This is a genomic window from Leifsonia sp. Root227 (assembly GCF_001428745.1).
Lineage (GTDB): Bacteria > Actinomycetota > Actinomycetes > Actinomycetales > Microbacteriaceae > Leifsonia.
In genome coordinates, this window is record NZ_LMIO01000003.1 from 441916 (window position 1) to 468158 (window position 26243).

A 26243-nucleotide genomic window follows, 5' to 3' on the forward strand; every position below is an offset into this window, starting at 1 on the left:
GGCGAAGCCCGTAGTGGGAGGACACCGGTATACGACCGCTGGGCGTCCTCGTAACGTCGAAATGCAAACACTGCCTAATTCATGTGCGCAGCGTTGAAGACTCCGAGCGGCACGAGACGGTCGAAGTCTCCAGCTAATTTGCCTCGTAGGCGCGTCTGGTGAGGTCCTCAACTTGTCCCCATCGCGAGTCGTCCTCCACCCGCAATTCGAGATCGCCTGTGCCGAAGTGGCCGATCTTCGACACGTCGCGGGTGAAGCCTTCCTCCAGTTGAACGCTCTGCGGGTCGAGCTTGAGGTAGACCAGTAGGTTCCGTGAAGCCGGGTGAACCTCGACGCACGCAAAGTTCTTTAGCCGCCGGAACGCGAAATACAGCGTGCGCTCGTTCTTGACCACATCGTCCCCGAGGGAGAGCGCGAACTGCTCGAATCGTTCATACAGCGCGGCCAGGGTTGCATCGGATCGGGCGAGTAGCTCTGCGACTGTTTTAGACCTTCCGCGTTCGGGTTGAGCTACCGCGGTAGAGGTGCTCTTGCGCGCGGAGCGCGGGTGCCCACTCGAAGTCTCTATTGACACCGAGGTGACGAGTTCGATCGCGAGGAGGTTCGATCCGAAGTCTCGGTACCGTACGAGTTCGACGTTGCGGTTGATCTGGCGTACCGCGTACTCGTCGTAGCGGGTGAAGTCGTTCGCGACGCAAATGAGTCTGGGCGCTGACCAGTCGATTCCTTCGGCGACCTGCGCGCCCAAGATCTTGGACACGAGTAGCTGGAATTCGGCTTTGTGGTCCATCAGCCAGTCGAGGTAGAAGAGACCCTGGTTGATGACGTTCTCGTTGGTCGTTCGCTTGTACTCGAAGATCACCGGTGACCCGTTCTCATCGAGCCCTAACGAATCGATGCGCCCACGATGGATCTTCCCGGTGGAATACTCGGTCGCCAAGAAGCGTACGGCGAACATGGCGGGCATGTTCTGCTCGATGACCGCTTGTAGTTCACGTTCAAGCGCGACGGTTGTGGAGACCAATTCCGACGCCCGGCCAGCGTCGAGCTTGAAGAGCTTCAGATCAGACATGCGGTCTTTCCCTCGGTCTGCAGGAGCCCTCTCACGAAGGCTGACCCACCTCGGTTGCGGCTTCCCGGAGCTTCTCGTACAGGCCCGCGCGCAACAGAATCTTCGTGAGCTGGTTGAGGTCTTCCAGTTGCAAGACCGCGTTGCTGGCTCGTTCGAGGCCTTCGCCTGCTGTGTAGCGGATCTCGTCGAGCTCAGCCGGGATCGTCGGTGAGCTGGCGAAGTCGGCTTCGGTGTTCGACATCGCCTGGGCTTGCAGTCGAGGGTTGGTGACGGTGTGGCGGAAGAAGGACTCGAAGGCGGTCACCTGGTCTTCCTCTGCAAGCCCGGACCCGCTGAACAGCTCGTTGATCTGGGCGATGATCTCACTCAGCCATCCGTACTTCGTTTCCCTTGCCTGACCGGAGCCGGCGCTGGTGAGCCCAGTCAGTTCACCGGCTTGTCCGGCGACGAGATGCAAGTTGCGGGCGTCTTGTCGGCGGAGTCGATAGTGGGTCAACACGACGTCGTCGAGGTTGAGTACGCGCGCGTCGTCGGTGTCGTTCTCGATGACATTGCGGTAGACGCGGAGGAAGATCGCCCATTTTTCGACGCGGGTGTCGCCGTAGTTGATGATCTGAGAGAGGAAGTCGTATGCGCGCACGAACGCGTTCACTGTGCCGCGGAAGTCTTGAAGTCGGGAGAGTTCGAGATCATCGCCTGCCTCTTCGGCGGCGCGCCACCGGTCCCAGAACACGTCGCGGGAAGTCTTCACCCGCGAGTAGAGGGCGTTGTGGCTGTTCTTGGTCAGCCAGGCTTCCACGACCTGGTCGACGTCGTGCTCGTCGATGATATGCATGGCTTCGAGCTTGCCCAGCATGTCGTGGATCACATCCGGGTCGGACGGCGCCTCGAGTTGCGCGTCCTCGTAGTACACCTGGAACGCTTCCAGGATGTCAGCGGGATCGTTGACGAAGTCGACGATGTACGTGTTCTCCTTGCCAGGGATCACCCTGTTCAAGCGGGAGAGCGTCTGGACTGCCGTGATGCCCGAGAGCTTCTTATCGACATACATGCCCACCAGCAGCGGCTGATCAAAGCCGGTCTGGAACTTATTCGCAACGATCATGACCTGGTAGGTGTCGCCTGCGAACGCCCTTTCCAATGACCGGCCGAACAGACCCGGATTCAGATTGGTCTCGGTGAACTCCTCCGGTCCCGAGTCTGGATCGAACACGCCTCCTGAGAACGCCACCAGGGTGCCGAGGTCCTCGGCGAGATCGTTTTCGGCCAGGTATTCGTCGATGGCAAGCTTGTACCGCACTGCCTCCTTCCTTGAGGCGGTGACCACCATTGCCTTCGCTCGGCCGCCGAGTTCCGATTGCACGTTCGCGCGGAAGTGCTCAACGATCACAGCGACCTTCTGAGCGATGTTGTACGGGTGCAACCGCACCCAACGCATCAGCTCGCTATTCGCCTTCTGCTTGTCAACCTCCACATCGCCGTTCTCGGTTTTCGCGTGAGCGACGTTGAAGGCGAGGTCGTACGGCATGTAGTTCTTCAGCACGTCGAGAATGAAGCCTTCTTCGATCGCCTGCTTCATCGAATACAGGTCGAACGGGCCGGGCTGCCCGGTCGAAGGATCGGGGCGACCGAACAACTCAAGCGTCTTGCCCTTCGGGGTAGCGGTGAACGCCAGGAATGAGATGGTGCCCACGCCGACCTTGCGTGCCATCAGGTCCGTCAGAACATCCTCTGCATCAACCTCGCCGTCATCGGAATCGACGGCGCCGGCGGTCAGCAACTGCTTGAGCGATGCGGCCGCCTCACCAGACTGGGAGGAGTGCGCCTCGTCGGCAATCACCGCGTACTTCTTGCCACGCAGGCTTTCGTTGCTGGCGATCGCGTCGAGCGAGTGTGGGAAGGTTTGCAAGGTCACGCCAATGATCTGCTTGCCCGCAAGTAGCGCCTCCGTGAGCTGCTTCGACTTGGACGCGTCACCGCCGTTGGTGATCGGCTGGAAAACGCCAGGCGTAGTTTCGAGCTGCTCAACCGCGCGCCGCAACTGCCCGTCCAGCACCTGCCGATCGGAGACGACGATCACCCCATCGAAGACCTTCGAGCCGTCCCCTCGGTGCAGCGACGCCATCCGGTGTGCAGCCCACGCGATCGAGTCTGTCTTGCCAGACCCAGCGGAGTGCTGGATCAGGTAATTGTGACCCGGGCCTTCTTCTCGGGCAGCCATCTCGAGCTTTGTGACCGCACGCCACTGGTGATACCTCGGGAACCGCAGCGACTTCGCGTAACTGACGGCTCCGGTGATCGGGTCCTGACGTTCTTCGAACCGGTAGTGAACGAACCGACCCAGTAGATCAAGCCAGGTGTCTCGCTGGAGGGTCTCCTCCCAGAAGTACGCGGTCGGGCTTGTGCCGGGGATGGGCGGGTTGCCGGCGCCATTGTTGCGGCCGCGGTTGAACGGGAGAAAGAAGGTGTTCGCGCCGTCGAGCTTGGTCGTCATATAAACCAGCTCGTTCGACACCACGAAGTGAACGAGTGCGCCGCGACCGAACTCCAGCAATGGCTCGCCCGTTGGGTGCCGATCCTGCGCGTACTGTTTGAGTGCCGCCTTCGCGTTCTGCGTCAGATCCGTCTTCAGCTCCACCGTCGCCACGGGGATGCCATTGACGAAGAGCACCAGGTCCAGACGGTTACCGTTCCGGGTCGAGTACTCGACCTGGCGCATCACCCTTAGCCGGTTCGCGCCGTACCTGGCCCGTGTCGCTTCGTTGAACGATGTTGCGGGTCGTCCCTGGAAAAGACTGAGCTTGGCTGGCGTTACGGCAACCGACCGCTTGAGAACGTTTAGCGTGCCGCCGCCGTTCATCGGGTCCGTCGATGTGACTTTCGCCACGCGGTCGAGCAGACGTTCCACGGCCTGGGAGTGCTGTAGGCCCGACGCTTCGGGCTTCACAACCTTTGCAAGTTCTTCGGGCTGCGTTTCGCTCAGCCAGTCGAGAAGGTCGGCGGGGAAGAGGGCACGCTCACGGTCGTAGCCATCGTCGTTCGGCGAGTACAGCCAACCGTGCCCTGCCAGGTGCTCGCAAAGCTCAGTCTCGAACACATCTTCGTGCTGGATCCCCACCGACTATTCCCCCTTATTGCGTGCGCGTATCTTGCCCGTGACAGCAGCGGAAATCAGCGCGGACCGACGCTCGCGCGACAGAGCCACGGCTTTCTCCGCGTCGACGATAGCCCTGTTGATCTCGTCCATTCCAAAGTCCAACTCTCGAGCGATTTCGTCCTGTTCTTGCAGCGGCGGCACCGGCACGACCAACGAACCTAGTCGGTCATTGTTGATGATCGGCATCGTGTTTCCAACCGAGAGGGAGACAATTGATTCTCTTGCGGCGACAAGCATGTAGTACACATAACGAGGATTTCCGCGAGCTTCCACGGCTGTGATCTGCTGGTTCGTGTAGACCGGCTGCTTCGAATAGCCCGCTTTCCCGAGCGACGCTCCGATTGCGCAAAGCAACGTTGCGCCCGCGTTTGCCTGTCGCAGCTCCGCCGCCCCGACGGCAGAAATCCATCGGGATGCGATCGATTCGGCTCCCGAAGTATCGAGGTCCTCAGGCCTAATCCAAGGAAAACCGGGTTCGCCTGAAAAGCCCTCGGGGGTCTTCGGCGTTCCTCCAGTTTTCAGGCGTGCAATCCATTTCAATGGTATGCAGTCCCACTTGACGGGAACTTCGCCTATCCACGCAACACCGCTGTCCTTCATGAACGCTTTGGGGTCGAGGCCCTTTGTAACAGCGTGACTGATAGATGCGGCGCGACGCTCACGGAGCAACGCGATGAGTTCCTCCTGTTCCCGGATGAACGCGTCAATCTCTGCCGTCTCACAGTCCAAGAAGCGGGCGATTTCACTTTGCTTGTCAACGGAGGGTAGACAGAGCGGAAGCACGCGAAGGACGTCCGGGTCGAGGTCCCACTGATTTGGTCGAATGCCTTTCGACGCCGCGCGATAAGCCGCAACATACGGATCGGAGCGCAACAAGTAGTGCATGAAGGTCGGGTCTGTTACTGAAGTCTCCTCGAAGACGAAATACGCAGGACTTACTATCCCGTCAAGCGTCGAGATTGCTACGGATCCTTGCCAGGCCTTCATCTTGTTAATGACCAGGTCATTCTTCGAAACGCGTTGGTACAGCGAAAGGTCGTCGGATGCCTTATTGAAGTTGTCGTCTCGATCTGACTTCCGCACGACGCCGTGATCCCTGTACACCGACAGGAGGACTTCATTCCCGCTGGATACTCGCTTCACACGTCGATACACGCTCCAGAAGGGCGACCTCGACCAATCCGGCGGGAATAGATCGACGATTCTGTCGCCGAGGGCGCTCGCGCCGCCAAGCTCCGCCGTCATGCCTTGACCTGTTCGAGGCGAACGCGGATGCGGCCAAGGACAGCATCGAGGTCGGCGTCGATTTCGGCTAGAGGTCGCGGGGGGACGTACTCGTAGAAGTGGCGTGTAAACGGGATTTCAGCGCCCTCTTTAGTCTTCGACTCGTCGATCCATCCATCCGCCAAGAAGGGGAGGATCTCCCGCCGGAAATACGCGTGGATGTCATCGTTCCAAGGAACGTTCTCTGTGTCTCGAAGTGCGCCGTCTGCCTCTGGCCGGCCTTTGGAGTCGACGCAGGCGTCCGCTGTGTGGTCTTGCTCGCTCAGCCCAGCGAGGACGGCCTTCAGTACCAGGGGGGCGACGCTTATCTCGGAAGCAGCCAAGACACGCTTGAGCTCTGCTTGGAACTCGCCACGGTCCTTCCACAGCCGGGTCTCTCCGATGCTGTCAAGTGCGAGACGTAGATGCTCTTTGTCGACGTCGCTGAGTTTGGCGACGGCCTTGTCCGCGAACACGGCGGCAACGCGGTCTGCGGTGGCGGCGAAGTTCAGGCGCAGTGGCCGCTCGACCGTGACCGTCCGGTACAAAAACGCTTCGCGGTCGAAGATCTTGGATTCAGGTGCATCAGCGAAATCGCCGTAGAGCCGCACGATGTCGGCGATGTCAGCGCTTCCAAGCTCGTTGCGCTTGGAACCGAGACCCTTGCGCATCTTCTGGAACTTCTTGCTTGCATCGATCAGCTGGACTTTGCCGGCGCGGCTTGAGTGCTTGTCGGTGGTGAGGACCCAGACGTAAGTCGCGATGCCGGTGTTGTAGAACATGTCGGAGGGAAGCGCAATGATCGCCTCAAGGAAGTCGCGCTCGAGAATCCATTTGCGGATGTTCGACTCGCCGGACCCGGCGCCGCCTGTGAAGAGTGGGCTGCCGTTAAGGACTATCGCTGCACGCCCGCCTGCAGAGTCGGCGCCCTTCGGGCGCATCTTGGAGATCAGGTGCAGCAAGAACAACATCGACCCGTCGGACACCCGCGGCAATCCGGGACCGAAACGGCCGGCGAACCCGCGAAGGTTGTGTTCCTCGGTGACGTGCTTCTGCTGTTTTTTCCAGTCGACACCGAACGGGGGATTGGAGAGGCAGTAGTTGAAGGTCGACCCAGCGTGCCCGTCGTTGAGGAGGGTGTCGCCGAAGACGATCGCGTCCACTGCCTGGCCCTTCACAGTCATGTCGGCCTTGCAGATGGCGTAGGACTGCGGGTTGATTTCCTGCCCGGCCAAGGTGAGCGTCGCGGTCGGGTTCATCGCACGAATGTGATCTTCCGCAACCGACAACATGCCGCCGGTGCCGGCTGTCGGGTCATAAATGGAGCGGACGACATTCGGCTTCGACAACGCATCGGCGTCCGGGGCGAGGAGGATGTCCACCATCAGTTCGATGACGTCGCGTGGGGTGAAGTGCTCACCGGCGGTCTCGTTGGAGGCTTCCGCGAACTTGCGGATCAGCTCCTCGAAGATGTGCCCCATCTCTTCGTTTGGCACAGCTTGCGGGGAAAGGTCCACCTCGGCGAAGCGCTGGGCCACAAGGAACAGCAGCCCAGCGTCGGCGAGCTCGGCGAACCGGTCGCTGATCTTGTACTTGTCGAAGATGTCTTTGACGTTCTCAGAGAACCCGCCCACGTAATCGAGCAGGTTCTCGGTGATGTTCTCCGGGTCACCCAGCACGGAACGAAGGTCGTAGCGGGAGGTGTTGAAGAAGGTGTACTGGTGACCGGCACGCGCCTTCAAGAGGGCCGGACGAACAGGGACGTCCTTCGCGCGTGCTTCTTCAACCGCACCAAGCACCTGGGACTTATTCGGCGCAAGGACCGCATCCAGTCGGCGCAGCACCGTGAACGGCAGGATGATGTCCCCATACTGATGTGCTTTGAAACTGCCTCGCAGGAGATCCGCGATTGACCAGATGAACGTTGCGTGGTTGTTGCTCAAGCTCGGGAAGCCTTCCAGTGAGTTGCCTTGCCTCTCTTAGTTTGGCAACGCCCCATCACACACGCTATCGCCCCTTCGGGGCGTACGAAGGGAACTCGTGCGGTACTTGTGAGGTGCTAGGCGGGACCGCTCGGCTGAGTGGGGAACCGCGGGCCACGCGGGGGTCTCGCTCAGTCCTCTTCCCACGCCTGGCGCACTAATCGCTCGAAGAAGTCACTTCTAGCTACGTCCGCATCCGCTCGGGCTTTTCGCGCGGCTTCCGCACGATACGCATCCCTCGCAGTCGCAATCGACGAACGAGTCCTTAGCCGGACTGGATCGAAGCCGTCCGCTCTTGCGCGTTCCACGTACCGTCGAAGTCGCGACGCTTTGAGTTCGCGCCAACGAGTGCTCCATTGCTCCTGGTCATCCGCCAAGAGAATCGGCTCGTCAGGCATTACGCGGCCCTCCATAAGCGACATGAGCAGGGCCCGGTTCTCCTCCGAGGCCGGATGAAGCTGCTTGGCTGTCTTTGCTCGATGGCAGTCCCCGCACAGCAGCTGGAGATTGTCCACTTCGTTTGAGTTTCCAGAGACGTGATCCACCTCGGCTCCGGCCCGCCCGCAAGCCTGGCACAAGCCGCCGGCGCGATTCACCACCTGCGCTCGCACGCTCGGGCTCACCTGGCGTCCAAGCGATCGATAGCCGCCGATGAGCAGAAAGGCGTTTCGAGTGCTGATCGCTTCCTTGACCGCTGGGTCGTTGATCCGACCGTCTTTGAACGCGCCCCGCATATATCGGACGTGCCCGGCAATCTCGTTACACCAACTGCTGCAGAAGAGCGCATCTTCCAGCTCGGGCAGCTCGTCAAGGCAGTTCGCGCAGTGGTCGTCGAGGAAGTAACGCGCGTGAGGAGCGTCGACGAGAAAGGGATGCGGACCCATGCGCCGAACCTAGCGAAAAAGGATTCCGTGCCTCAAGGACAGAACGCCGGATCGGTGGCAGTCCGACGCGCGTTCAGAGGTCGCCGAGAGTGTTGCCTCGCGCTGATGCGGGGGCCGGTCCCAGGGACTCACGCGAAGACGTGCCCGTCGCCGAGTCCACGGCCTTCGCGTATCTTCTGAGGCAGGAGCGGCACCGATCCTCCGAGACATCCCAGTTTCGGCCAACGTTCGTGATAACCAAATTTGCCCACAATTTGCCCACAATCGAGTGTGTTCCTATGTGATCGCAGTCATCTCAATGGGGTCGAAAAGCGCGGAATTTCGCGGGTTTTGGACTCCCCACGGTGATGGTTAAACCCTGGTCGCAGTTTTCGAGTCCCTCCAGGGGCAGCATGGGTGTCGAAGGGATCCGCGCTCCAGTCATTGGGCCCCGCATCTCGCTTTCTGAGAGTCCTCACAGCAGCACTCGGCCAAAACCGGCCGCCCAATATGCTGAGCCCAGCGACGGGAGACGCGTGCACGGGGCACGCGAGGGGGTGCCCGCGGTCTGCGTCGCAGAGAGCTGACCATGGTCTTTCGCGCGCGCGTCGTTTCTGCAGTTTCGCTTGCCGTCGTCGGTGTCGCAGTCGGTGTGGTGGGCGTCGTGTCGCCGGCCTCGGCGTTCGACTACAGTCCGCTCAACGCCATTGGATCCATCGACTCCATCGCCGTGGCGTACTCGTACGGGTCGTCCGGGCCGATGCTCCATGTCGTCGGATGGGCGGGCGACCTCAACCGGGGCGGCTCGAACGGCGACAGTGCTGAGCCGGTCGGGGTCGAGCTGTACGAGGCCGGACCTGGCGGCGCGCACACCACGATCGGGTGGGGGGAGTATGCGCGGTTCGACTTCCCGCGACCGGATGTGCAGCGGGTGTATCCGGCGGTCGGCCCGAACCAAGGGTTCGACGTGTATGCAGACAGCTTGAGCGCGGGTGCCCACAATATCTGCCTGCGGCTCTACAGCTTCTACACCGACCCGGAGAGCGCCAGCCCCCTTTCCTGCCGGACGGTCAACATTCCGAAGCAGGAGCTGTTCCACGCGAAGCTGAGCGGCACGGGCACCGTCGGCTCACCGCTGACACTGAGCGTGCCGGGAGGCAGCGGCGGGGTGGACAGCTACTCCTGGGCGTCCGCTGCGATGCCCGGCGCGATCCCCGCGGACGCGCACGGGACGCCGACACCGATCGCCGGGCAGACGAAGTCCGTCTTCACGCCTGGCCCCGCACTGATCGGGCGACACATCGTCGGGACGGTGACCACTCGCCTCCCTAGCGTGGTGATCGAGGAGACGCCGAATCCGACGCTGGTCAACTCGCCGTTCACCAAGACGCCGGAGCGCATCGCATCCGACGACAGGTATTCGACGTCGGTCGCGGCATCGCAGAAGGCGTTCCCGGACGCCGCGGCAGGAGCACCTGTCGCATACATCGCTTCGGGTGCTGCCTTCCCCGATGCGCTGTCAGCCGGAGCGGCCGCGGCCAAGCTCCACGGCACACTCTTGCTGACACCGCCGACGGTGCTCGACAAGCGGGTAGCGGCCGAGCTCGTCAGACTGCATCCCGCGCGGATCGTGGTCGTCGGTGGACCCGCCGCCCTGTCGGAGAACGTCGTGGCCGGCCTGAAGGCGCTGCCGATCACCGCCGCGGTGACGCGCATCTCGGGAGCCGACCGGTTCGCCGTGTCGCGAGCGGTGGTGGCCGACGCCTTCGGCACGTCGATTCCCGATGTCTATCTCGTCACGGGCAACGCGTTCCCGGATGCGCTCGCTGCCGCCGCTGCCGGAGCATCCGCCGGGCGGCCTGTGCTGCTCACGAACGGGTGGGTCGGGGCGCCGGACTCGGCGACCGCCGCGGCGCTTCGCTCGTGGAAGACCACCCATGTCACAATCGTGGGCGGCACAGCCGGAGTGTCCGCCGGGATCGAACGCGGGGTCGCCCGGGCCGGGATCGCGGTGAGCCGCGTTGCCGGGTCCGATCGGTTCGCGACAGCGGCAGCATTGGCTCGCACCTTGCCGTCGACTCGAACCGCGTACCTCGCGAACGGCCTCCGGTTTCCGGATGCGCTGACGACGGCGGTGCTCGAGAACTCGCGCCAGGCGCCGCTGCTACTCACGATGGGCGGATGCACCCCGGCCGCCACCGAGACCGCGATGGTCGAGACCGGCGTCACGCAGCTCGTGCTCATCGGCGGTCAGGCGGCTCAGCAGGACAACGTCGCTGAGTACGCCTGCTGAGTGCAGACAGTGCGCGAAGGGTCGGACGCTATGGGCATCCACGGGCCGCGCCGCTCAGCGCTGGCGCAGCGATCGGCGCAGGATCGGCTAGCATTCGGGGATGACGAAACAGGGGCCGGTCGAGGATGTTCCGATCGGCGAGGAGGGCATTCGCCTCGGGCAGTTTCTGAAGTTCGCCGGGCTGCTCGACTCGGGTGGGGACGTGAAGGAAGCCATCATCGACGGGTACGTGAGGGTGAACGGCGAAGTGGATCGACGGCGTGGGCGCCAGCTGCAGGCCGGGGACCTCGTCACGTTCGAGGGACGAACCGTTCGCGTCTCCCAGTAGGCGGTCGCACGGAGGGCAATGCCTCCGTACAGTTGAGAAGGGCGTGGGACCGCGAATCGCGCGCATCCCGGAGCCATGAAGGGTTTCGCGTGAATATCACCCTGCTCGTTCGGTTCGTCGCCGTGGCTGAAGGGCTGCATTTTCCGCGTGTGGCGCGGGAGCTCGGCATTCCTCTTGCGTCCCTGTACTCGTCGATCGCGAAGCTGGAAGAAGAGGTGGGAGCGCCGCTCTTTGTCCGGAACTCCGCCGAAACCCGGCTGACGAAGGCCGGAATACTCTTCCTCGACACGGCGCGGGAGGAGATCGCTGCGGCGCCCGCCCCGGCGACGAAGCCGGTCGTTCCGGCCGGCGGGAAGGCCAAAGCCTCGAAAGGCAAGGGGCGCGCTCCGGCCGTGAAGGGGCAGCCGAAGCCGTACAAGAAGCGTCAGGGGCGCTAGCTCCGACGGATTAGTTCGGACGGGCGTTGCGGCGTGCTAGCTCCGGCGTGCGAGCGCAGACGGGCGCTGTGGCGTGCTAGTGCAGACGGGCGCTACGGGCGATAGCTCCGGGGCACCAGCTCAGACGGGCTGTCCGGCGCGAACTGCTGGCCGGCTCCGGCCGGCACGTCGCCCGCGTCACTCGTGCTCGGGCAGCAGCGGGGTCGACCAGCCGGGGTCGCGGCCGAGGTGGGTGGCTCGGGAGACCGAGGATGCGCCGAAGCGGTCTCGGACGGCGTCGAGGACGGTGTCGAGGCGAGCACCGTCGTTCCAGTCGATGGGGAGTTCGGGCTGGAAGGTGTCCGAGCGGCCCAGGTGGGACAGCGAGACGCCGATGAGGGTGATTCCACGCTCGGTGATCTCGGGCTGAGTGGCGGCGAGGAGAGAGCGGGCGACGGCGAGCAGCGTGGCGGTTCGGTCGGTCGGGAAACCGAAAGTGCGGGACCGCGTCGCCTTGGTGAAGTCGCCGAAGCGGAGGCGCAGCACGACGGTGCGGCAGGCGCGGTCGCCGTCGCGGAGGCGACGGGCGAGCCTGTCGACGAGCTGCGAGAGGATGAGGTCGAGTTCGTCGGCCGTGCGGGGGCGGGTTCCGAGGGCGCGCTGCGAGCCGATGGAGCCGCGTCGTCTGGTGGTGTCGACGGGGCGCGGATCGCGGAGGCGGGCGAGTGCGTGCAGGTGGGCGCCGGTCGCCTTGCCGAGCAGTCTCTCGGCGGTCGCCTCTTCGAGCTCGGCGAGTTGGCCGACGGTGCGGATGCCGAGGCGGTGCAGCTTCTCGGCGGTCACAGCGCCGACGCCCCACAGGCGCTCCACCGGGAGGGGGAGGAGGAACTCCTGCTCGCGGTCCGGCTCGACCAGGAGGAGTCCGTCTGGTTTGCCGACGGCGCTGGCGACCTTGGCGAGGAACTTGGTGCGTGCGATCCCGACCGAGATGGCGAGCCCGACCTCCGCTCGGACGCGCTCCCGCAACCGCGTCGCGACCTGCTCCGGCGAGCCGGCGATGCGCCGGAGGCCGCCGACTTCCAGGAACGCCTCGTCGATGGACAGGCCCTCCACGAGCGGGGTGGTGTCGCGGAAGATCGCGAAGACGTCCTTGCTCGCGGCGGAGTACGCATCCATTCGGGGAGGGACGACGATGGCCTCCGGGCACAGGTCGCGCGCCTGCCTTCCGCCCATCGCGGTGCGCACGCCGCGCGCCTTCGCCTCGTAGCTCGCCGCCAGCACGACGCCGCCTCCCACGATGACAGGACGGCCGCGCAGCGCTGGCGCGTCGCGCTGCTCGACGGAGGCGTAGAACGCGTCGAGGTCCGCGTGCAGCACGGTGGCCTCGCCCCGCATCCCGTCCTCCGATCTGTCGCGCGTTGGGAGAATGGTCGCACGGACCGCGGACACCCGGCCCGCGCGTCGGTCGCGGCTGTCCCGGCCGAGCCGGCCCCTACGGGTTCGCCGCCAGCTGGTTGGTGAAGGCCGAGTCCTTGCCGAGGGCGAAGTCGATGAGTTTGCGGAAGCGGTCGGGCTCGATGCCGGCGCTCATGGCCTGTTCGACCGTGTCGGCGGTCTGGTAATAGAGCTCGTTCCAGTTGCGGGCCTGGGTCACGCCGCCGTCCGCATCCGCGTTGGCGTAGAGGATGTTGTTGCTGGTGCGATCCCAGAAGATCACGACGAAGTGGGGGAGGCCGGCAGGCGGGTTAGGGCAGTAGTAGAGCCGCCCGCGTCCCTCCCGCCTGATCGCGGTCTTCTCGTTCTGCCTGGACTGGCCGATCGCGCCGATGGCGTTGCTGACCGCGGCATCCACGATCTGTCGGAGGTCGTCGAGGGAAGCCATGTCGAACTCGTCTCCTTGCCCCGGCGAGCCCTGGTACGGGGGCCGGATGTAGCTCAGGATGTACCGCGCCGAGCGGGTGCGGTCGCGCATGTCGTCGCCGGGGTTGGAATTGGTGCCGCGGGAGGTGACGACCGAACCGCCGGGGGAGACCGCAACCACGATCTCGGTGTGGTCGTAGTCGCCGTCCCCGTTCCAGTCGAAGCCGAGCACGTCGCCGCGCTGCACGCCCGCCGAGCCGTCGTGGTAGACGCCCGCCTGACGGCCCCAGTTCTGGATCTGCGAAACGTAGGTGAAGTACGGGCTCCCGGACGGGCTCAGGCCGAACAGGTAGAAGCTGACGCAGGCGGCGCAGTCGTCGTACGCGCTGGTGCCGTTCGGCCACCACGGGTTGGGCCAGGTGCGTCCCCAGACCCCGGGGGCGCCCATCGCCGCGAGCATGTCCTCCATGCTTCGCGGAAGCAGGTCAGGCATCGCGAGGGACCTCCTCCCCGAAACTCGAACTGATCGCGGGAGGCGCAGGCGTGCGGTCGGCGTCGAGCGGCGGGAGCAGGTCGCCCGCGTGGTCGTAGCGCCGGTTGGCGTCAGGAGGCAGGGGTGGCAGCGGCGGCTCGGGAGGCACGGTGGGCCCGGGAGGCGTGGTAGGCACGGGAGGCGCGGGCGGGTCGAGCGGCACGTCGTCGCCAGGGGTGTTCGTTGCGTCGGTCATCGCATCCCCCTTGTCTGGTGTTCTCGGGGTGCGAAGCGATGGTAACGCCGTGCATAGCGCTACGGCAATGGGATGGGCGGGCGGCGGCGCAGCGCAATCCGCTGTCGCCGCCACCCGTCCCGTCGGCGCCGTCCCGTTAGCGCCGTCCCGTCGGCGCGTCCGATCAGCGCGGTCGCGTCAGTTCCACGCGTCGATCTTCTGGTCCCGCGGCGCCGGAGCGCCCTCGCCCGTCTCCAGCAGCGACTTCAGGCTCAGCATGAAGACGCCCCACTTGGTGGAGCAGTGGTGCATGAACGGCACAGGCTCGGCCCAGCCCTCGTGGATGAAGCGGATGAGGGTGTATTCGCCCTCGCGTTCCAGCGCGAAGTTCACGTGGGTGCCGATCCACTCGGCCGGGCCGTCGACGACCTCCCAGCGCACACGCGAGCCGGCGTTCAGTTCGACGACCTTCATGTCGATGTCGCCCGGCTCGAAGCGGAAGCGGATGACGCCGTCGATGTCGGTGTCTCCCGTCGTGTTCTCTGTCCACCAGCCGGAGAGGCCGTCGAGGGTGGTGAGGGCGCGGTACGCCTCGTCGGGGGAGGCGTTCTTGACGCCCACCTGGTGCAGGATGTCGGCCATATCAGTGTCCTTTCGGTTCGGTTTTGATTGCTGGTTCGGTGGAGGTCGCGTATGCGGCGAGGCCGGTGAGGCAGTCGGTCCAGCCGTCGGAGTGCGCATCCACTGCTGCCTGGTGCGGCAGACGTTCGTGGGTGACGATGACCTCCGTCCCGGATGCGCGGGGCTCGAAGTCGACGGTGACCAGCGTCTCCTCGTCCTCGGTGACGGGCGAGCGCCAGGTGAAGGCGAGGCGGTGCGGCCGGTCGATCGTCAGGTACGTCCCTCGGTGCACGATCGGCGCATCCAGGCTGTGCATGACGATGCGGAACTCGCCGCCGACAGTCGGGTCGGCGGAGACGTCGGTGTGGATGGTGTCGCCTGGGCGCATCCACACGGCGAGGGCCTCCGGGTCGAGCCAGGCGTCGAAGAGCGGCTCGGGGGCGGCGGCGATGAGGCGGGAGACCACGAGCGGGGTGGTGGGGGCGGCGGAGGTCATCGGTCGCCCTCCTTCGGAGACGAGTCGGCGGGTGCGGCGTCCGCCACACCGGTTCCCGCCCCTGTCACGAAGCGGTCGAGCGCGGCCAGGCGGTCGGTCCAGAACGCCCGGTAGTGGTCGATCCACTCGGCGGCCTGCGCCATCGGGTCGGCGTTGAGCGACAGCACGTGGTTGCGGCCGTGGACGGTGCGGGTCACCAGCCCGGCCTGTTCGAGCACGCGGACGTGCTTGGAGACCGAGTTGAGGGAGATGGTGAAGTTGCTCGCCACCTCTGTCACGCGTTCGTCGCCGCCGGCGAGCCTGTTCAGGATCTCTCTGCGGGTCGGGTCGGCGATGGCCCCGAACACCCGGTCCAGTGTTGTTGCTTGATATTCACCCATAAGGGTGAATATAGCACCGACGGGGGATGCGCGCCAGAGGTGCACCCGCGCCGTGCCGAACCGCGTCACCTGGACACTGCCCACGCACACGAAGAAGGAGCATCGTAGGAACTGCCGCCCGGCACGAGGCCGCGCGGCGGGAAGGAACCATGGCATCCTCGATCCTCCCCGGCGGCACATACACCGTCGGCGATCTCGACTTCACCCGCGTCGGCTACGGCGCGATGCAGCTCGCGGGACCCGGCGTCTTCGGCCCGCCCGCCGACCGCGCCGAGGCCGTCGCCGTGCTCCGCGAGGCCGTCGACCTCGGCATCACGCACATCGACACGGCCGAGTACTACGGTCCGCACGTGACCAACGAGATCATCAGGGAGGCCGTCGCCCCGTATCCGGACGACCTGCACATCGTCACGAAGGTCGGCGCCCGGCGCGATGCGGAGGGCGGCTGGCCGGACGCCCGCACCCCCGACGAGCTGCGCGCGGCCGTGCACGACAACCTGCGCACGCTGGGGCTGGAGGCGCTCGACGTCGTCAATCTGCGGATGGGCGGCTTCGGTGCTCCGGAGCCCGGCAGCATCGCCCCGCAGATGGAGGCACTCGCCGAACTGCAGCAGCAGGGGCACATCCGGCACATCGGACTCAGCACGGTCAGTGTCGAACAGCTCGCGGAGGCGCAGACGATCGCTCCCGTCGTGGAGGTGCAGAACTTCTACAACATCGCCCACAGAGACGACGATCCGATGATCGAGGAGACAGCGCGGCAGGGCATCGCATACGTGCCGTACTTCCCGCTCGGCGGCTTCACCCCGCTGCAGTCCGACGAGCTCGGCGAGGTGGCAGCGCAGCTCGGCGCGACCCCGATGGCGGTCGCGCTGGCCTGGCTGCTGCAGCGCTCGCCGAACATGCTACTGATCCCTGGGACCTCGACGCGGGCGCACCTGCGGGAGAACGTCGCGGGAGCCGGGCTGGAGCTGCCGGTGGATGCGGTGGAGCGGCTGAACGCGATCGGCGCGTGACGGAGGTGGGCGCGATGGGCGGGTCGCGTCACACGGTCGGTGCGGGGGTGGGCTGAGTCGCGCATCCCGAGGGTGCGTCAGCGGCGGGTCGAGGCGCCCGCAGAGCCCGCCGAGCCCGCCGTGCCGGGCGCGTCGGCCGTCGCCGCAGTCCCCGCCCCCCCCGCGACCGCCGCCTCAACGACCGCCGCGGCCGCAAGTTCCGTCCTGCCCGCGACGCCGAGTTTCGCGTAGATGTGCGAGAGATGGGTCTTCACGGTGCCGCGGCTCATGAAGAGCCTGGCGCCGATCTGCGGGTTGGTGAGTCCTTCGGCGACGACGCCGGCCACCTCCCGCTCGGTGGGGGTGAGGCTGGCCCAGCCGTTCGCCGGTCTGCCGCGCGGGCCGCGAGCGCGGCGGACGGAACTCACGGCCTGATCGAGGGGGAGCCGCTCGCCCTCCGCCGCGGCAGCGTCGACGGCGGCGTCGCCCAGCGCGCGGCGAAGGGCCGCGATGACGGCGTTGTGCGCGGCCCGCTGCGCGACGGAGAGCGGGATGCCGAGGCGCGCCCGCGCGCTCGACGCGGCGGACAGGATGCGCACGGCGTCGGGCGTCGCCTTCTGCGTCGCGTCGATCCTGGCCAGGGCTTCGAGGCTGTCGAGCTGTGCCGTCGTGAGTCCGTGCTCGATGCGGATCGTCAGTGCGGCGTGGTGGAGCTCGGTCGCGCGGGCGAGCGCGCCGGGGTCACTGCCCCGGTCACCCGCGGCGAGCTCCGCCTGCGCGAAGAGCGCGTCGGCGAGCGCCCCAGGGAGGTGCAGGCGGCGGCAGACCTCGACCGCCCGGTCGAGCACGGCGGCTGCTTCGTCCGTGCGTCCGGCGGCGGCGAGGGCGGCGCCGAGACGAGGGAGCGCTCTGCCGGCCATCCAGGTCGGTGCACCGCGTTCGGTGGACGCGGCGGAGGGACGCAGCCGGTCGACGGCCGCACCCGCATCCCCGGAGAGCATCGAGACCTCTGCTGCGGCGCGGTCGAGCCCGGGGACGAAGACCTCCGCCCGGCCGGCGAACCGGATGATCGGCTCCAGTACCTCCGCAGCACCGGCTGGGTCGCCGCGCAGCGCGACGAGCTGCGCGACCATCGAGCGCGCGAAGCCGAGCCGCAGATAGTCGCCCAGCGGCTCCGCAACCCGCAGCGCCTCCTCCGCCAGGTCCTGCGCCCGCGCGGGGTCTCCGCAGGCGAACGCGCCGTCGGCCTGGTAGACGAGCAGGGTGGAGAGGATGCCCCTGTGGTGCTGCAGCGCATCCAGGACGGAATCGTCGGCGAGCGCCGACGCCTCCTCGTGCCGGTCCTGCAGGTGCAGGATCATCGCCTGCAGTGCGCGCGCACCGCCCCGGACGACGATGCTGCCGCTCGCCTCGGCCGCTGCTGCGGCCTGATCGCACAGCCGCCACGCCTCGTCGAAGTCCACGTAGAACGCGCCGACGGCCAGCAGGTTGAGCGAGAGGGCGAGCAGCCCGTCGTTGCCGACCTCCCCGGCGAGGGCTGCGGCGCGCGCGGCGGCGTCGTACTCGACATCCAACGGTTCTGCGGTGTCGGCTACGAGAGCGAAGCCGGTCAGCATCCTGGCCTGGAGCACGGAGCGGTCGTCGGGGGAGCGCTCGATCGCCCTGCGCAGGATGTCCAGGCCGTCTCTGCCTCTGCGGTCGAAATGCCAGAACCAGGCAAGGGATGCGGCGAGTCGGCGGCCCGCGTCCGGATCGTCCGCCGCGAGTCCGGTTTCCAGCGCGGCGGCCAGGTTGTCGTAGTCGGTCAGCAGGGCGTCGCGCCACCGGTCGTCGTTGCCCTCCCTGGCGCGCTCGGCGGACTCGGCGAGGTCGAGGGACCACGCCAGGTGACGGGTCCGGAGGTCGTCGCGCTCCTTCGCGTCGACGGCACGAGCGGTCGCATAGGCGCGGATGGTCTCGAGCAGGCGGTAACGAGCCTCGCCGTTCCGCTCGTCGACGACCACGAGGGACTTGTCGACGAGGCGCCCGATGGATGAGAGGACGTCGGCGGGCTCCACGTCGGCCGTCGAGGCGGTGGCGCCCGCCGACGCCGTGCCGCCGGCGCAAAGCGTCTGAGCGGCCCGCATCCCGAACGTCCCGGCGAACACCGAGAGGCGGCGGAACACCACGCGGTCGACGTCGTCCAGTAGGTCGTGACTCCACTGGATCGACCCGGCCAGCGTCGCCTGACGTCGCTGGGCACCGCGCGGGCCGCGGACGAGCAGCGTGAAGCGGTCGTCCAGACCCTCCTCCACCTGCCTGGGCGTGAGGGTGCGCATCCAGGCGGCCGCGAGTTCGATGGCGAGCGGGATGCCGTCGAGGTGCGCGGCGATCGAGCGGACGGCAGGCTCCGAGTCCTCATCGAGCGCGAATCCGTGCCGGGCCAGACGTGCCCTGTCCACGAACAGAGCGACCGCGTCGTCGTCGGATAAGGGTGGGACGTCGAGCACGGCCTCGCCCGCCAGCCCGAGCGGTTCCCTGCTCGTGACCAGCACGGTGACGCCCTGGCAGCTCTGCAGCACGGCAGAGACAGTCTCTGCTACCCCGTCGAGGAGATGCTCGGCGTTGTCGACGCAGAGCAGCACGCGCCGCGTGGACAGGTGGACGCAGACCGTCCTGAGCTGGTCGCCGACGACGGGGGCTCCGACGGCCGCGCCGACGGCGGTCGCCACCGCCTCTGCGACCTGTGCGCCCTCGGTCAGCGCGGACAGGTCGACCCAGTGCACGCCATCCGGATGCCGGTCGGCGCGCCCGCGTGCCACCTCCGCCGCGAGCCGGGTCTTGCCGGCGCCACCAGGGCCGGTGAGGGTCACCAGGCGCGAGCCGTTCACGAGCTGATCGGCCGTGCGCAGCTCGGCGGCGCGCCCCACGAACGCGGTCAATGGGACGGCGGGAGCGTGCGCTCGGCCGGCCGGCGGCTGCTCCGCGTGCCCATCGCGCGTGGTCATGGGTCCACCCTGCCACGGGCGATGCCGCGTGACCACGGGCGGGGGCAGCCGGATGAGATCGGCCGGGACAGAGCATCGGCCACGACAGAGGATCGGCCAGGTGGCCGATGTTCCCGCCGGAGCAGCGCACGAGACTCGGAGCAGAGAAACCACCGGCACGAATGGAGAGGCGCATGACATCCACCCCTGAGACGACGGGACCGCTGATCGTCTCGCCGAAGAACCCGCGGTACTTCACCCCCTCATCCGGCCCGGACGCCGGGCGAGCGGTCTACCTCACCGGGTCGCACATCTGGAACAACTTCCACGACGGGATGGGCCCCGGCCCAGACGCCCAGAGCGTAGACGACCCGGCCGAGGCGGAGCGGATGGACTTCGACGCCTACCTGAGCTTCCTCAGCGAACGCGGCCACAACTTCATCCGGCTGTGGCGCTGGGAGCAGATCCGTTCCCAGGCAGCGGGCGGCAACTACCACCTGAACATGAGCCCGCAACCGTGGCAGCGAACCGGCGGGGGAACCGCGAAGGACGGCAAGCCGCGCTTCGACCTCGACCGGCTGGACGACGCATACTTCCAGCGGCTCCGCGACAGGGTGGTCGCGGCGGGCGAGGCGGGCATCTACGTGGGCGTGATGCTGTTCGACGGCTGGGCGCTGCACCTGAGCCCCGCCCCCGACCACATCGAAGGTCACCCCTTCCACGCCGCCAACAACGTGAACGGCATCGCTGCCGCATCCATCGACGACCTGCAGGTGCTCCCACTCGACCCGCGCGTGCAGGCGATTCAGGATGCGTACATCCGCCGCGTCGTCGACACACTCCACGACCTCCCCACCGTGCTGTGGGAGGTCGCCAACGAGTCGTCGGGCGGCGGTTCGGTCACCGACGAGTTCGCAGGGTTCATCGGCCTCAGCGCCGCACCGCACTGGGGAGACTCGACGGCGTGGCAGTACCGGGTGATCGACACGGTCAAGGAGCACGAGCTGGCGCAGGGCTATGCGCCGCATCCCATCGGGATGACCATGCAGTTCCCTGTCGCGGTGCAGACCGAGGTCAACGACCCGCTGCTCGCCAGCCGTGCTGAGTGGATCTCGCCCGGCTACGACGACGAGATCTTCGCGGACGGAGGCCACCCGATGGCGCCGGGTTCCCCACCGTCGCGCTGGTATGCCGACCCGCCGGCGGCAGACGGCGCCAAGGTGATCGTCAGCGACACCGACCACTACGCACCAGGCCAGGGGGATGCGCTGTGGGCGTGGAAGACGTTCCTCCGGGGAGGTCACCCCATCCTGATGGACTTCGGCCTGATCGGCGGCCTGGAGCCGACGGGCGCCGACCCGGCAGACACCGGCGTGCCGCCGTTCGAGGCGTACGAACCGGCGCGGTGGGCGATGGGGGACACCCGGCGATACGCCGAACGTATGGGGCTGATCGACGCGCTGCCCGGCGGGGAGACCGCATCCACGGGGTACGCGCTGGTGAACCCCGGTGTCGAATACCTGGTGCTGCAACCGGAGGACGGACCGTTCACGGTCGACCTGCCCACTGGCGTGTACACCGTGGAGTGGTTCGATGTGAGCAACAGGGAGACGACGCCGGGGGAGCGGGTGGTCGTCGAAGCGTCGGCGGCGGTCGAGTTCTCCTCGCCGTTCCCTGCCGGGCCGGCTGTGCTGTATCTGGCCGGCGGCGAGTGATCGGAGGACCATCGTGAGCAGAGTGATCGCAGACATCTCGATGTCGCTCGACGGATATGTGACAGGCCCGGGCGCTGACCCCGAGCACGGCCTCGGCATCGGCGGAGAGGGCATCCACGCCTGGGTGCTGGAGGAGCCGCGCTCGGCGGTCGACGACGAGGTGCTGGCGCGCGCCTTCGCGGAGACGGGCGCTGTGGTGCTCGGGCGTCGGCTGTTCGACGTCGTCGACGGACCGGACGGCTGGAACGACGACATCGGGTACGGCTACGACCAGGATCAGACGGTCGCGCCCCCGTGCTTCGTGGTCACCCACGAGGTGCCGGGGAGCGTGCGGCTGGCCTCCCGGTTCCGGTTCGCGACCGGGGGAGTGGAGGACGCCGTCCGGCAGGCGAGCGAGGCTGCAGGGCAGAAGAACGTGGTGGTGATGGGCGGGGCGAACGTGGTGGACCAGTGCATCGCGGCCGGGCTGGTGGACGAGCTGCGCATCCACCTGTCGCCGGTGCTGGTGGGGTCGGGAACGCGGCTGTTCGCCGTGGCGGGGGCCGCTGCGCTGGTGCAGCGGGAGGTGGTGGTGTCGCCGCGGGCGACGCATGTGACGTATGACGTCGTGGGCCGATGAGGGTGCTGGGGGCGATGGCGCCGAAGTAGGCGCTGATGCCGGTCGGGGCACGGAAGACGGACTCGGGAAGAGGGAGGAACCATGCCGGACAGGACGGACATCGAGCGGGTCGTCGCCGCGACCCGCTACCTGGTGATCGCCAGCGTCGGCGACGACGGGCGGCCGTGGGCGACCCCGGTCTTCTTCGCTCCGGTCGGGGAGGACCGGCTCTGCTGGGTGTCGTCGCCGGACAGCAGACACTCGCGCAACATCGCCGCGCGGCCGGAGGTGGCGCTGACCGTGTTCGACTCGACCGTCGCGGTCGGTCACGCGGAGGCAGCGTACTTCGACGCACGCGCCCACCCCGCTCCCGAGGCGGCCATCCCGGATGCGCTCCACGCCCTCAATCGGCGCCTCCCGCCGGACAGGCAGCTCGATCCCGACGACCTCGCACCGACGGGCTCGCTGGTGCTGTACCTGGCGGACATCGCCCACCGCTACCTGCTCGTCCGCGGAGGCGACGCGCAGCAGGGGAACGAGCTGGACCTGTCGCTGGAGGTCTGAGCGCGCATCCGTCGTCGTACGCTGGAAGTATGGCGAAAGGGCAGGAGCACAGCGACTCCCGCGTGGAGGCCGCTCGCTACCTGGTCGACCGGCTGGTCGACGAGGAGTGTCGGCAGGCGGGGGAGGAACCGCAGGAGGCAGAGCAGAACAACGCGGGGGCGCCGACGATGGATCAGCGCGCCCACGTCGTGGAGAACGCGATCCAGCAGGCCATCCGCCGCGGCGACTTCGACAACCTTCCCGGCGCAGGCAAGCCGCTGGAGAACCTGACAGGGACGCACGACCCCGACTGGTGGATCAGGCGCAAGATCGAACGCGAACGCCTCACCGGTCTCGGCCCGCCCGCCCTCACCCTCCGCACCGAGAACGAGCAACTCGAAGCCAAACTGGATGCGACGGGCTCAGAGGCGCGGGTGCGCGAGATCCTGCACGACTTCAACAAGCGCGTCATCGAGGCGCGCAGGCAGTTGCAGGGCGGGCCGCCCGTCGTCACGCCGACCAGAGACGTGGATGCGGAAGTCGCGCGGTGGCGGGAACGTCGCGACGCGCGCGTGCGGGCGGCGCAGGCGGAGCGGGAGCGGCAGGAGGCGGAGGAGGTCACGCTGACGTGGCGCGAGCGGAGGGCGGCGGCGCGGGAGCGGCGGGCGGCGGCGGGGGAGCGGCGGGCGCGCCGGGAGACGGAACGGGACTGACGCAGCGGGAGCGGCGGGCGCGCCAGGACGGACGCAGCGAGCCGGGTTCCCTCGTCAGCGCAACGCGCGCACGATGTGGTCGCCGAGCCGTCTGCTTGCGGCGGCGGCGGCCTCGGCGTCGCCGCGGCAGATCGCATCCACGAGGTCGGCGTGCTCGTCGATGTCGGCGCCGATCGGGCTGTCCTCGCCTGTCTCGAACGTCGCGAGCTCGCGCGCAGCATCGCCGAGCGCCGGCGCGAACTGCTCGAACAGGGTCAGGATGACCGGATTGCCCGAGGCGGCGACGATGCTGCGATGCAGGTCGACGTCGGCCTCCGCGAACGCTTTCGGGCCGAGCGCGTGCGCTTCGGCGCGGTCCTGTTCGGCGGCTCGGAGCGCGCCCACTGTTGCGGGCGTCACACGCAGGGCGGCGAGGCGCGCCGCCTCGGCTTCGAGCGCGACCCTGGCCTCGAAGACGTCCGCGAGTTCGGCGCGGCTGAGGAGTCGCTGCACGTCCGACTGGGCCGCCGTGGAGATGACGTAGATCCCTGCGCCCTGGCGCGGCGCCACCTGCCCGCGCGCCGCAAGCGTGCGGATCGCCTCGCGGATCGTCGAACGGCCGACGGTGTACAGCTCCGAGAGCGTCTTCTCCGTGGGGAGACGCGTACCGACCGGCCACTCCCCGAGAGCGATCCGCGACGCGAGGTCGTCGGCGATCCGCAACGGCAGGGATGCCCGAACCAACCCGTGTCCACCCATAGGCACCTCCAAACTTGTCTGATGACCTGATCAATTCTATGCTGAGGTCATCATGTTCCGACTCGTGCTCAGCCTCCTTCTTCGTCGCCACGACGAGCGCTAGCCGAGACCGGGCGCCGTCGTGGAGGTCGCGCGACGGTCGCCGGACACTTCTCGAAGGACGACAGAACATGAGCAACGACCGCAATTCCCACCCCGTGGACGCGCAGGCCGCATCGGCCGCACAGGGCGCCCCGCCCGCGCACCCAGCCCCGCCTGCGCACCCAGCCCCGCCAACACACCCCGCATGGAACCCGCAGACCCCGAGTGGGATGCCGTTCCGTAAATACCTCCCACCGCACGATCGCGTCGATCTGCCCGACCTCGCCGACCGCCGCTGGCCGGAGGCGCGGCTCACCCGTGCACCGCTCTGGGTGCCGGTCGACCTGCGCGACGGCAACCAGGCGCTCGCCGACCCGATGGATGCGCCGAGGAAGCGCCGCCTGTTCGACCTCTATGTGCGCATGGGCTACAAAGAGATCGAGGTCGGCTACCCGTCGGCCAGCGCCAGCGATTTCGGGTTCGTGCGCGAGCTCGCCACGAGAGACGCCGTGCCGGACGACGTCACGGTGGTGGTGTTCACCGCGGCGCGGGCCGACCTCATCCAGCGCACGGTCGAGTCGGTGCGCGGGCTGCGCAACGTGGTCATCCACGTCTACATCGCAACGGCACCGCTCTGGCGAGAGATCGTGATCGGCCAGGGCAGAGGCGAACTGACGGAGACGGTGATGGCGGCGGCCGCTGAGATGCAGCGCGGCGCTGACCGTCTGCGCGGCACGTTCACCCGGTTCCAGTTCTCGCCTGAGGTGTTCAACCTCACCGAGTCCGACTTCGCCATCGACCTGTGCAACGGCCTCACCGACTTCTGGGAAGCGTCGCCGGTTCGACCCGTGACGATCAACCTGCCGGCCACCATGGAGATCGGGACCCCCAACCTCTACGCCGACCAGATCGAGTACGCGAGCAGGCACCTGGCCCGGCGGGACGGGGTCATCCTGTCCATCCACCCGCACAACGACCGCGGCACCGGTGTGGCCGCCGCCGAGCTGGCGATGCTCGCCGGAGCCCAGCGCGTCGAGGGCTGCGTATTCGGGAACGGGGAGCGCACAGGCAACGTCGACATCGCGACTCTGGCGCTCAACCTGTATTCGCAGGGCGTGGACCCGTGCATCGACTTCTCCGACATCGACGACGTCCGCGAGGCAGTCGAGTCGTGCACGCGCATCCCGGTGCACCCGCGTCACCCGTACGTCGGCGAGTACGCGTACACAGCGTTCTCCGGCACCCACCAGGATGCGATCAAGAAGGGCTTCGCGGCGCGCGCGGCCGAGCTCGCGACTGTGCAGGATGCGTCGACGTACCCGTGGCGCGTGCCGTATCTGCACATCGACCCTGTGGATGTTGGCCGTGACTACGAGGCGGTGGTGCGGGTGAACTCGCAGTCCGGCAAGGGCGGGATCGCGTACGTCCTGAGCGCCGACCACGGCATCGAGCTGCCGCGCGCGGTGCAGGTGGAGTTCGCGGCGATCGTGCAGGACGCGGTGGATGCGTCGGGTGCGGAGATCAGCAGCGCGGGCCTCGCGGAGCTGTTCGAGCGGACGTACGTCGACGAGCAGATCGGGGAGGGCGCGGTGACCGAGCGGGTGGACGGCGGCCGCTACACGTTCGTGAGGATGACGGCGGCCGGCGGTGAGCGCTGGGTGGCGGTGACGGAGCGCTGAGCGGCGCGGGGTGCGCTGGCTCAGGTCCCGCACCCCGCGCATCCATTGCCTGCGGCTACTCGGTCAGGTGCTGGTGCGGGTTCGTGAAGGTGATCTGGTCCGCGGTGACGCCGACGAGGCCGAGGGTGACCTTCAGCAGCTGCGGAGGAAGGCCGTCGGCCGGCGGGGGCGTCGCCGCGCCGAGGGTGAGCGACTTCCCGTCCTTGCCTGTCGCGGTGACCGAGTCGAGGTAGACCTGCACGTTGCCCTGGAGGCGCATCCGGTCGGCGGTCGTCGCGAGCATCGGTCCGGTGGCTTTGCGCACGGTGAGGCTGAAGCCGTCGATGGTGATCTCGTCGGCGACCAGCTTCAGCACCGGGATGCGGCTGCCGTCCGCGACGGGGACCGTCACGACGCTGAGCGAGCGCAGGCCGGAGAAGGAGAGCGACGAACTGCCGAGCTGCGCAGGCGGCTGGGCGAAGACCGGGGCGGCGCCGTCCGGGGACGCCGGGGCGGCGGGGGTGGCAGGGGCGTCAGGCGCGGTCGACCCCGGTGTGGGTTTCGGAGTCGGGGTGCTGCCGGGTGCTGCGGGCACTCCGGGGATTCCGGGGACGGCCGGGGCGCTCGGCAGCACGGAGCCGCCGCTGGAGGTCGGTGTCGGGGTGGGCGTCGGCGTGCTGCAGTCCATCAGCAACGGGATGCACCAGGAACCCTCGGGCACGATCATCGGCGCGCGAGCGAACCCGAAGCCGACCAGCGCCACAGTGACACACACGGCCAGAGTGCTTCGGCGCATCC

The 26243-nt window shown here is 67.3% G+C and carries 23 protein-coding genes; 9 read left to right on the forward strand and 14 right to left on the reverse strand.

Going from position 1 to position 26243, the window contains the following annotated elements; all coding sequences use genetic code 11:
* Positions 1-133 precede the first annotated feature (133 nt).
* The 5 genes from ASE16_RS12160 to ASE16_RS19460 form a co-directional block, all read right to left on the reverse strand.
* Positions 134-1072: a DUF5655 domain-containing protein gene (locus ASE16_RS12160; RefSeq protein ID WP_055895256.1), complete on the reverse strand. Its 939-nt coding sequence runs from the start codon at positions 1070-1072 to the stop codon at positions 134-136.
* A 31-nt stretch (positions 1073-1103) separates the two neighbouring features.
* Entirely contained in the window at positions 1104-4190 is a 3087-nt protein-coding gene (locus tag ASE16_RS12165; protein WP_055895258.1) for a type I restriction endonuclease subunit R, read from the reverse strand.
* A 3-nt stretch (positions 4191-4193) separates the two neighbouring features.
* On the reverse strand, positions 4194-5474 hold the full coding sequence (locus ASE16_RS19455; protein ID WP_082581410.1) for a restriction endonuclease subunit S: 1281 nt from the start codon (positions 5472-5474) through the stop codon (positions 4194-4196).
* Positions 5471-7435, reverse strand: coding sequence for a type I restriction-modification system subunit M (locus ASE16_RS12175; protein WP_082581411.1), 1965 nt, complete (start codon positions 7433-7435; stop codon positions 5471-5473). Before ASE16_RS12175 ends, ASE16_RS19455 begins: the two co-directional genes overlap by 4 nt.
* A 170-nt stretch (positions 7436-7605) precedes the next feature.
* Entirely contained in the window at positions 7606-8358 is a 753-nt protein-coding gene (locus ASE16_RS19460) for an HNH endonuclease (RefSeq protein WP_082581412.1), read from the reverse strand.
* Between the two features lie 643 nt (positions 8359-9001).
* Here ASE16_RS19460 and ASE16_RS12180 point away from each other — a divergent pair.
* From ASE16_RS12180 to ASE16_RS12190, 3 genes are all read left to right on the forward strand, one after another.
* On the forward strand, positions 9002-10630 hold the full coding sequence (locus tag ASE16_RS12180; protein ID WP_162255975.1) for a cell wall-binding repeat-containing protein: 1629 nt from the start codon (positions 9002-9004) through the stop codon (positions 10628-10630).
* Between the two features lie 100 nt (positions 10631-10730).
* Positions 10731-10958, forward strand: coding sequence for an RNA-binding S4 domain-containing protein (locus ASE16_RS12185; protein ID WP_055895266.1), 228 nt, complete (start codon positions 10731-10733; stop codon positions 10956-10958).
* Between the two features lie 89 nt (positions 10959-11047).
* On the forward strand, positions 11048-11395 hold the full coding sequence (locus ASE16_RS12190) for a LysR family transcriptional regulator (protein ID WP_055895267.1): 348 nt from the start codon (positions 11048-11050) through the stop codon (positions 11393-11395).
* Positions 11396-11572: 177 nt separating this feature from the next.
* Here the strand turns inward: ASE16_RS12190 and dinB are convergent, their stop codons facing one another.
* The 6 genes from dinB to ASE16_RS12220 form a co-directional block, all read right to left on the reverse strand.
* Complete coding sequence (gene dinB, locus ASE16_RS12195; RefSeq protein ID WP_055895269.1) at positions 11573-12769, reverse strand: DNA polymerase IV; 1197 nt, start codon at positions 12767-12769, stop codon at positions 11573-11575.
* Between the two features lie 97 nt (positions 12770-12866).
* Positions 12867-13727 (reverse strand): CHAP domain-containing protein, encoded by an 861-nt coding sequence (locus ASE16_RS12200; protein ID WP_055895270.1) that lies wholly within the window; start codon positions 13725-13727, stop codon positions 12867-12869.
* Positions 13720-13962, reverse strand: a complete 243-nt coding sequence (locus tag ASE16_RS12205) for a hypothetical protein (RefSeq protein ID WP_055895271.1) — start codon at positions 13960-13962, stop codon at positions 13720-13722. The genes ASE16_RS12200 and ASE16_RS12205 overlap by 8 nt, the downstream gene beginning before the upstream one ends.
* A gap of 177 nt (positions 13963-14139) precedes the next feature.
* Positions 14140-14583, reverse strand: a complete 444-nt coding sequence (locus ASE16_RS12210) for an SRPBCC family protein (protein WP_055895272.1) — start codon at positions 14581-14583, stop codon at positions 14140-14142.
* A 1-nt stretch (position 14584) separates the two neighbouring features.
* Positions 14585-15058, reverse strand: coding sequence for an SRPBCC family protein (locus ASE16_RS12215; protein WP_055895274.1), 474 nt, complete (start codon positions 15056-15058; stop codon positions 14585-14587).
* A complete protein-coding gene (locus tag ASE16_RS12220; RefSeq protein WP_055895276.1) occupies positions 15055-15438 on the reverse strand; it encodes an ArsR/SmtB family transcription factor in 384 nt (127 codons plus the stop codon). Before ASE16_RS12220 ends, ASE16_RS12215 begins: the two co-directional genes overlap by 4 nt.
* Positions 15439-15587: 149 nt before the next feature.
* On the opposite strand from ASE16_RS12220, the gene ASE16_RS12225 reads away from it, so the two are divergent.
* Positions 15588-16454 carry an oxidoreductase gene (locus tag ASE16_RS12225; protein WP_055895278.1) on the forward strand — a complete coding sequence of 289 codons (867 nt, stop codon included), beginning with the start codon at positions 15588-15590 and terminating at the stop codon, positions 16452-16454.
* Positions 16455-16531: 77 nt separating this feature from the next.
* Here ASE16_RS12225 and ASE16_RS20330 read toward each other — a convergent pair whose 3' ends face one another.
* On the reverse strand, positions 16532-19420 hold the full coding sequence (locus ASE16_RS20330) for a helix-turn-helix transcriptional regulator (RefSeq protein WP_055895280.1): 2889 nt from the start codon (positions 19418-19420) through the stop codon (positions 16532-16534).
* A 173-nt stretch (positions 19421-19593) separates the two neighbouring features.
* Here ASE16_RS20330 and ASE16_RS12235 point away from each other — a divergent pair, with 173 nt between their 5' ends.
* The 4 genes from ASE16_RS12235 (at position 19594) to ASE16_RS12250 (ending at position 22968) form a co-directional block, all read left to right on the forward strand.
* Positions 19594-21114, forward strand: coding sequence for a hypothetical protein (locus ASE16_RS12235; RefSeq protein WP_055895282.1), 1521 nt, complete (start codon positions 19594-19596; stop codon positions 21112-21114).
* Between the two features lie 13 nt (positions 21115-21127).
* Positions 21128-21733, forward strand: a complete 606-nt coding sequence (locus tag ASE16_RS12240) for a dihydrofolate reductase family protein (RefSeq protein ID WP_055895284.1) — start codon at positions 21128-21130, stop codon at positions 21731-21733.
* 81 nt (positions 21734-21814) lie between these two features.
* Complete coding sequence (locus tag ASE16_RS12245; RefSeq protein ID WP_055895286.1) at positions 21815-22276, forward strand: pyridoxamine 5'-phosphate oxidase family protein; 462 nt, start codon at positions 21815-21817, stop codon at positions 22274-22276.
* A gap of 29 nt (positions 22277-22305) precedes the next feature.
* The gene (locus ASE16_RS12250; RefSeq protein ID WP_082581416.1) at positions 22306-22968 is read left to right on the forward strand and encodes a DUF1992 domain-containing protein; all 663 of its coding nucleotides are present in this window, start codon (positions 22306-22308) and stop codon (positions 22966-22968) included.
* A gap of 54 nt (positions 22969-23022) precedes the next feature.
* Here ASE16_RS12250 and ASE16_RS12255 read toward each other — a convergent pair whose 3' ends face one another.
* On the reverse strand, positions 23023-23706 hold the full coding sequence (locus ASE16_RS12255; RefSeq protein WP_082581417.1) for a FadR/GntR family transcriptional regulator: 684 nt from the start codon (positions 23704-23706) through the stop codon (positions 23023-23025).
* 311 nt (positions 23707-24017) lie between these two features.
* Here ASE16_RS12255 and ASE16_RS12260 point away from each other — a divergent pair, with 311 nt between their 5' ends.
* The gene (locus ASE16_RS12260; protein WP_200949633.1) at positions 24018-25466 is read left to right on the forward strand and encodes a 2-isopropylmalate synthase; all 1449 of its coding nucleotides are present in this window, start codon (positions 24018-24020) and stop codon (positions 25464-25466) included.
* A gap of 55 nt (positions 25467-25521) precedes the next feature.
* On the opposite strand, the gene ASE16_RS12265 is transcribed toward ASE16_RS12260, so the two are convergent.
* Positions 25522-26220: a hypothetical protein gene (locus tag ASE16_RS12265; RefSeq protein WP_235500477.1), complete on the reverse strand. Its 699-nt coding sequence runs from the start codon at positions 26218-26220 to the stop codon at positions 25522-25524.
* Positions 26221-26243: the final 23 nt, after the last annotated feature.